6 protein-coding genes and 1 pseudogene are annotated in these 4,686 nt (G+C 44.1%); all 7 read left to right on the top strand.

The window, feature by feature from the left end; all coding sequences use genetic code 11:
* Positions 1 to 256 precede the first annotated feature (256 nt).
* The 7 genes and pseudogenes from AB1S50_RS18905 to AB1S50_RS18875 all read left to right on the top strand — a co-directional run bounded on the left by AB1S50_RS18905 (position 257) and on the right by AB1S50_RS18875 (position 4,568).
* Positions 257 to 814 (top strand): hypothetical protein, encoded by a 558-nt coding sequence (locus AB1S50_RS18905; protein WP_367152774.1) that lies wholly within the window; start codon positions 257 to 259, stop codon positions 812 to 814.
* A 28-nt stretch (positions 815 to 842) separates the two neighbouring features.
* The gene (locus tag AB1S50_RS18900; RefSeq protein ID WP_367152772.1) at positions 843 to 1,217 is read left to right on the top strand and encodes a hypothetical protein; all 375 of its coding nucleotides are present in this window, start codon (positions 843 to 845) and stop codon (positions 1,215 to 1,217) included.
* 175 nt (positions 1,218 to 1,392) lie between these two features.
* Positions 1,393 to 2,154 carry a hypothetical protein gene (locus AB1S50_RS18895; protein WP_367152770.1) on the top strand — a complete coding sequence of 254 codons (762 nt, stop codon included), beginning with the start codon at positions 1,393 to 1,395 and terminating at the stop codon, positions 2,152 to 2,154.
* Positions 2,154 to 2,579, top strand: a complete 426-nt coding sequence (locus AB1S50_RS18890) for a hypothetical protein (protein ID WP_367152768.1) — start codon at positions 2,154 to 2,156, stop codon at positions 2,577 to 2,579. The genes AB1S50_RS18895 and AB1S50_RS18890 overlap by 1 nt, the downstream gene beginning before the upstream one ends.
* Before the next feature lie 256 nt (positions 2,580 to 2,835).
* A pseudogene (locus AB1S50_RS18885) lies at positions 2,836 to 2,952 on the top strand (IS256 family transposase); the annotation flags it as partial.
* A gap of 365 nt (positions 2,953 to 3,317) precedes the next feature.
* Complete coding sequence (locus AB1S50_RS18880; protein WP_367152767.1) at positions 3,318 to 3,671, top strand: hypothetical protein; 354 nt, start codon at positions 3,318 to 3,320, stop codon at positions 3,669 to 3,671.
* Positions 3,672 to 3,881: 210 nt separating this feature from the next.
* Positions 3,882 to 4,568: a hypothetical protein gene (locus AB1S50_RS18875; RefSeq protein ID WP_367152766.1), complete on the top strand. Its 687-nt coding sequence runs from the start codon at positions 3,882 to 3,884 to the stop codon at positions 4,566 to 4,568.
* Positions 4,569 to 4,686: the final 118 nt, after the last annotated feature.

Here is a 4,686-nt window from a genome sequence, read left to right as displayed (position 1 = left end):
TTTTGAGGCCATTGGCAACTATGGGGCGGGAAATGGGGTATCTGCGGATACGCCCGGGGCTATCCAGGTTGGCGAGAACATCTGGGTCTCCAAGGAGATCTATGTCACCATGGTAATGGCCCATGGTGTGGTGGGCGGCATAGCCGCGGAGCTGCAGGGGGGCAAGTTCGGGCACGGATTTATTTCCGCTGCGGTGACCAAGAGTCTGTCGCCGGCGATTGGCAGGCTACCGGATTCTGTGCAGTTGGTTACCACTATGGTTGTTGGTGGTACAACCTCGGAGTTAAGTGGCGGAAAGTTTGCCAATGGTGCCATTACGGCTGCAATGCAGTATGTGATGAATTGGCAGGGAGGGGGTGAAAGTGCACAAAAGGAGCAAGGGAATACTCTTCCCGGTGTCTTTAATGATGAAAAATTCCGGCAACAGTTAGATCGAGCACTGGGGTATACTGGGTCTGCTGTACGGGGTGTTCGGGAGCTTTCTGGTGAAAATGCGACTCTTGGTTTAGTTATTCGAAACGATGAAGGCTTTACTATCTCGCCTAATTATCCAAATGGGTTAGTGCCGCAGGGCTATGAGAATAAGGGTTATGGCCTACTTGGAACTAACTTTTTCTATAGCTCCAAGGAAATCCAAGGCGCAGCAGCCATAGCTGTGTCGCTGCCAGTTGGTTACCGTAATGAATCAATAATTGGGGCATCCGTGCGTTGGAATGGCGTAGCTGCATCAATCGGGGCACCCGTCGTCGTACGGGCTGATAGGGCAACAAGCACTTGGATTTTTATTGGATCAGGAGATCCGATCCCTTATTAGTATTTTTAGTGAACACTTTGGAATCAGCATGAAGAGAATAATGTTGTTACTTTGCCTCACTTTGGTTTCTTGTGGTAAGGATGATGGGATAACTCCAGTTTCTTTTGTGCAGCTGCTTTCTAATCCTGGTAAATTAGAGGGAAAGAGAGTGTCAGTCTTTGGTTTCTTTGCAGTGGGGGTTGGTGCTGAATTATTTATTGATAAAGTGCATGCACAATTCGGAGATGGCGCATCAGCAATAACCGTTATTGATACTACAGAAAATGGCGAGATGACTTTTAATTGTCAAGGGAAATATGTCATTATCAAAGCCACCTTTGATATGCACAGAGGGCTGCATTCTTTGAAAGATGTAGAGAGAATCTATGAGCCCGGCAAGCCCCCTTGCTTTGCGAGTCAATAACGTATTGAAGGTCTTATAATTTATATGGATTGAAGACTGACTGACCTGCCGGGACTTTTTTCTATTTAGAAGTTTACTACTATGCCGCGTCCCCGGCGGAGAGTCGGTTGGCAGCTGGCAAGGTGTGTCTATTGAATATAAGTAGGTGAGAATTAATGCCCCTCAAGCTACGGTAATGGCCCATGGTGTGGTGGGCGGCATAGCCGCGGAGCTGCAGGGGGGCAAGTTCGGGCACGGGTTTATTTCCGCTGCGGTGACCAAGAGTCTGTCGCCGGCGATTGGCAGGCTACCGGATTCTGTGCAGTTGGTTACCACTATGGTTGTTGGTGGTACAACCTCGGAGTTAAGTGGCGGAAAGTTTGCCAATGGTGCCATTACGGCTGCAATGCAGTATGTGATGAATTGGCAGGGAGGGGGTGAAAGTGCACAAAAGGGGCCGACCGGTAATTTTTCTCCAGTGCCAGGAGCCTATTTTGATGAAAATGGTGTTCCGGTTACCGTTGAGGTCGGACCGTTTGGTAACACAGTTAGCGCAGATGGTACGACAGCCTATAGTTTTGATTCTAATACTGGGACGTTAATTAATCCTTTAGCTACAGGTATGGCTAAGCCTAGTGCTCCTGAATTAATGTTCTTAGGTGGCGTTCGTGTGGGTGTCTCTGCTGGCTATTCAATGTTTAGTCTTGCGGCAAGAGCGGGGCCAAGTACTTATACCAATTTCGCAATCAACTCTATAGGTAGGGATACCTTAAAAGTTATGAGTTTTGGCTTTCTATATCGTGTACCTAAATTTAACCCCTCATATTATTGGGCTAGGTCTGGTGGTAATTACTCTTTAGCAGTCTCAAAACTTGGCCGCTCTAATCCTGGGTATGATGCAGTTTTTGGCGGTCTTGGAGTGATTGGAACTTTGGGTACAGCTCCGGTGGGTGATTAATGTCTGACTTATATCTAATTAAAAATGCTCACTGCCCTTGTATCTCTTTTGAGGTTAGTAAGGGTGCGGAAAGTGTGAAAAAAAGATTTTTTTCTTTAAAGAAGAAGGATGGATATGGAATAAAACTGAATGGAAGGCTGTTTGCGTTAATTGTGATAAAAAATAAGCTTTTTTTATTATTTAAAAATTGCTGGTACGATGTAAGCGAGCCCTCCTTTAGTGCTAAGGTGGAACAGAAGTCTAAAGCTGAGAAGAGCTTTAGCCTGCTGGATGGGGAAAAACTTATTTTCTCCTTTGATTTTTCTGACCGAGAGTTAAACAGAAAGGACATCACACCAGAGCCGCATTTTGTTGATGATGTTGTAGATTGGTTGAAGGATGATGCGTCAAGAAAATGGTATAAGAGTCTTTTTGAGAAGGCTTGAACTCAATATATAGAAATTGTAAAACGCCCAGGCAAGCTTACTTTTTATACTTGGGAAATTGATTTTTGTCCCCCAAAAAATAAGAAACCTAGAGCGCTAACTACCAGTAGTTAGCGCTCTAACGGCCGCATAGCATGTTCCAACTGACGCTGAGCGATAATCGCATCGATCACCCGAATCACCGTGTCCTTGTCTTGATGGTAGTGTTCAGAATTCTGTGTCATTTCTTTACCATTAGCAAAAAAAGAGATGACCCATGACCAAACCTACTTTCGATATGGATGCCGCTGTTAAGGCGCTGCGTGAGGGCAAAGACCTCAGCGGAAAAGACGGCATCCTCACCCCACTGATCAAACAGCCCACCGAAACTGCCTTTATAGATTTAGGGAGTGGCACGGGGCATGTGGATTTAAATACCGGAAGCATTATGTTCAGCAATCAAGTCCCACTTAACTACTATCATAATTACGGCCGACAAGCAGCAATTATACTATGGCGTTTATCTTCCAGAGAAAAATGAGATGGATTTGACATATGAATTGTAAAATATTTTGTCTACTATTTATGGCTATATTTTATAGTCAATTAAATTATGCTTATTAGATATTGGAAGATGAGTATAAAAGGAAGCTAATTGAAAATCTTAATGAGTGTAAAGTCGAAATCTCCATTCCCAAGCGTAACTATAAAAACGCTTACATGAAGATTTGGTCAGACTGTGATCTGAGTGAATTCGAAGTGGCACAGAAATTTAAGCAGATTATAAATAAAACTAATAGTATAGAAATTTTGAAAAATGTAACGTCAATCCGATATCAAGGCTATGCTGGGTACGCTCCACATTGGCAAAATTGGTTTTTATACCAAGCTATCTTCCGGAAACAAGGACTAGAAGATTTCCATGAGTACTTTAAATCAAGCGACTTTTCCAAAATCTTGGCTAATTATGGTCTTTTTATTAAGGAAATAATGAATGAGCAATATTCTTTAATTGGCTCTCAGGCCATCAGCAGTTCAAAAGAAATTAAAAATTACTTCGATCCAGGGGTGTATTTAATGATTGAAGTAAGCCAATGCAATTTGGTTGAGTAATTAGGTATTAACTAAGAATAATGGAGACTATTGCTAATAACTTTGCTTCTTTAAATTAACAAAAAGGGCTAAGAAGACATTTATTTATTTCAGTGGATTAAAAAATGAATTTAATGCGGAGGTCGATCGAATTGCTTTTTACTTCATTGGTTTCTAATTTTAATATAGTTGCAGAAATTAATTCCTTCGCATATTCATTTATAGAGCTATGTGCACAATAACCCCCTGGCGTTTACCGATCCCACCGGGTACTGGTCGTTTAAGGAGAATTTACCGCAGATTTTCCAATCAGTGGTCATGCTTGCAGTCAGTACAAATCCCCTGGCCTTTGCCATAACGACCGCTTTCTTTGCCAAAGCCAACGGCGCCTCGGACAGAGAGGCCTTCAAGCAGGGCGTAAAAGCAGGCGCCATTGCGTTTGCGTCCAACAAGGCTTTTGAGGCCATTGGCAACTATGGGGCGGGAAATGGGGTATATGCGGATACGCCCGGGGCTATCCAGGTTGGCGAGAACGTCTGGGTCTCCAAGGAGATCTATGTCACCATGGTAATGGCCCATGGTGTGGTGGGCGGCATAGCAGCGGAGCTGCAGGGGGGCAAGTTCGGGCACGGGTTTATTTCCGCTGCGGTGACCAAGAGTCTGTCGCCGGCGATTGGCAGGCTACCGGATTCTGTGCAGTTGGTTACCACTATGGTTGTTGGTGGTACAACCTCGGAGTTAAGTGGCGGAAAGTTTGCCAATGGTGCCATTACGGCTGCAATGCAGTATGTGATGAATTGGCAGGGAGGGGGTGAAAGTGCACAAAAGGAAACCTCAGCATTAGATATCCACGTCTCATTACAGATTCCCTTTCTAGGTGGGCTTGAGGTTGGCCTAGGGCCTGTTAACACTAATTAGCCGGTCAGCGATCAATGAAAAGTTGATGAAGAACTTAAAAACGACATCCAACTTATCAAATCGACTAAATATTCTTCGGAAACCTTTCAAGCGGCGAAACAGACGCTCTACTTCATTT

Source organism: Microbulbifer discodermiae (genome assembly GCF_040742695.1).
Lineage (GTDB): Bacteria > Pseudomonadota > Gammaproteobacteria > Pseudomonadales > Cellvibrionaceae > Microbulbifer.
This window is presented reverse-complemented; position numbering and strand designations above follow the sequence as displayed.

What these genes read in the sequence shown, in the direction of transcription:
- AB1S50_RS18905 (WP_367152774.1), top strand. Translation starts at nt 257, where the DNA reads ATGGTTGTTGGTGGTACAACCTCGGAGTTAAGTGGCGGAAAGTTTGCC.
- AB1S50_RS18900 (WP_367152772.1), top strand. Translation starts at nt 843, where the DNA reads ATGAAGAGAATAATGTTGTTACTTTGCCTCACTTTGGTTTCTTGTGGT.
- AB1S50_RS18895 (WP_367152770.1), top strand. Translation starts at nt 1,393, where the DNA reads ATGGCCCATGGTGTGGTGGGCGGCATAGCCGCGGAGCTGCAGGGGGGC.
- AB1S50_RS18890 (WP_367152768.1), top strand. Translation starts at nt 2,154, where the DNA reads ATGTCTGACTTATATCTAATTAAAAATGCTCACTGCCCTTGTATCTCT.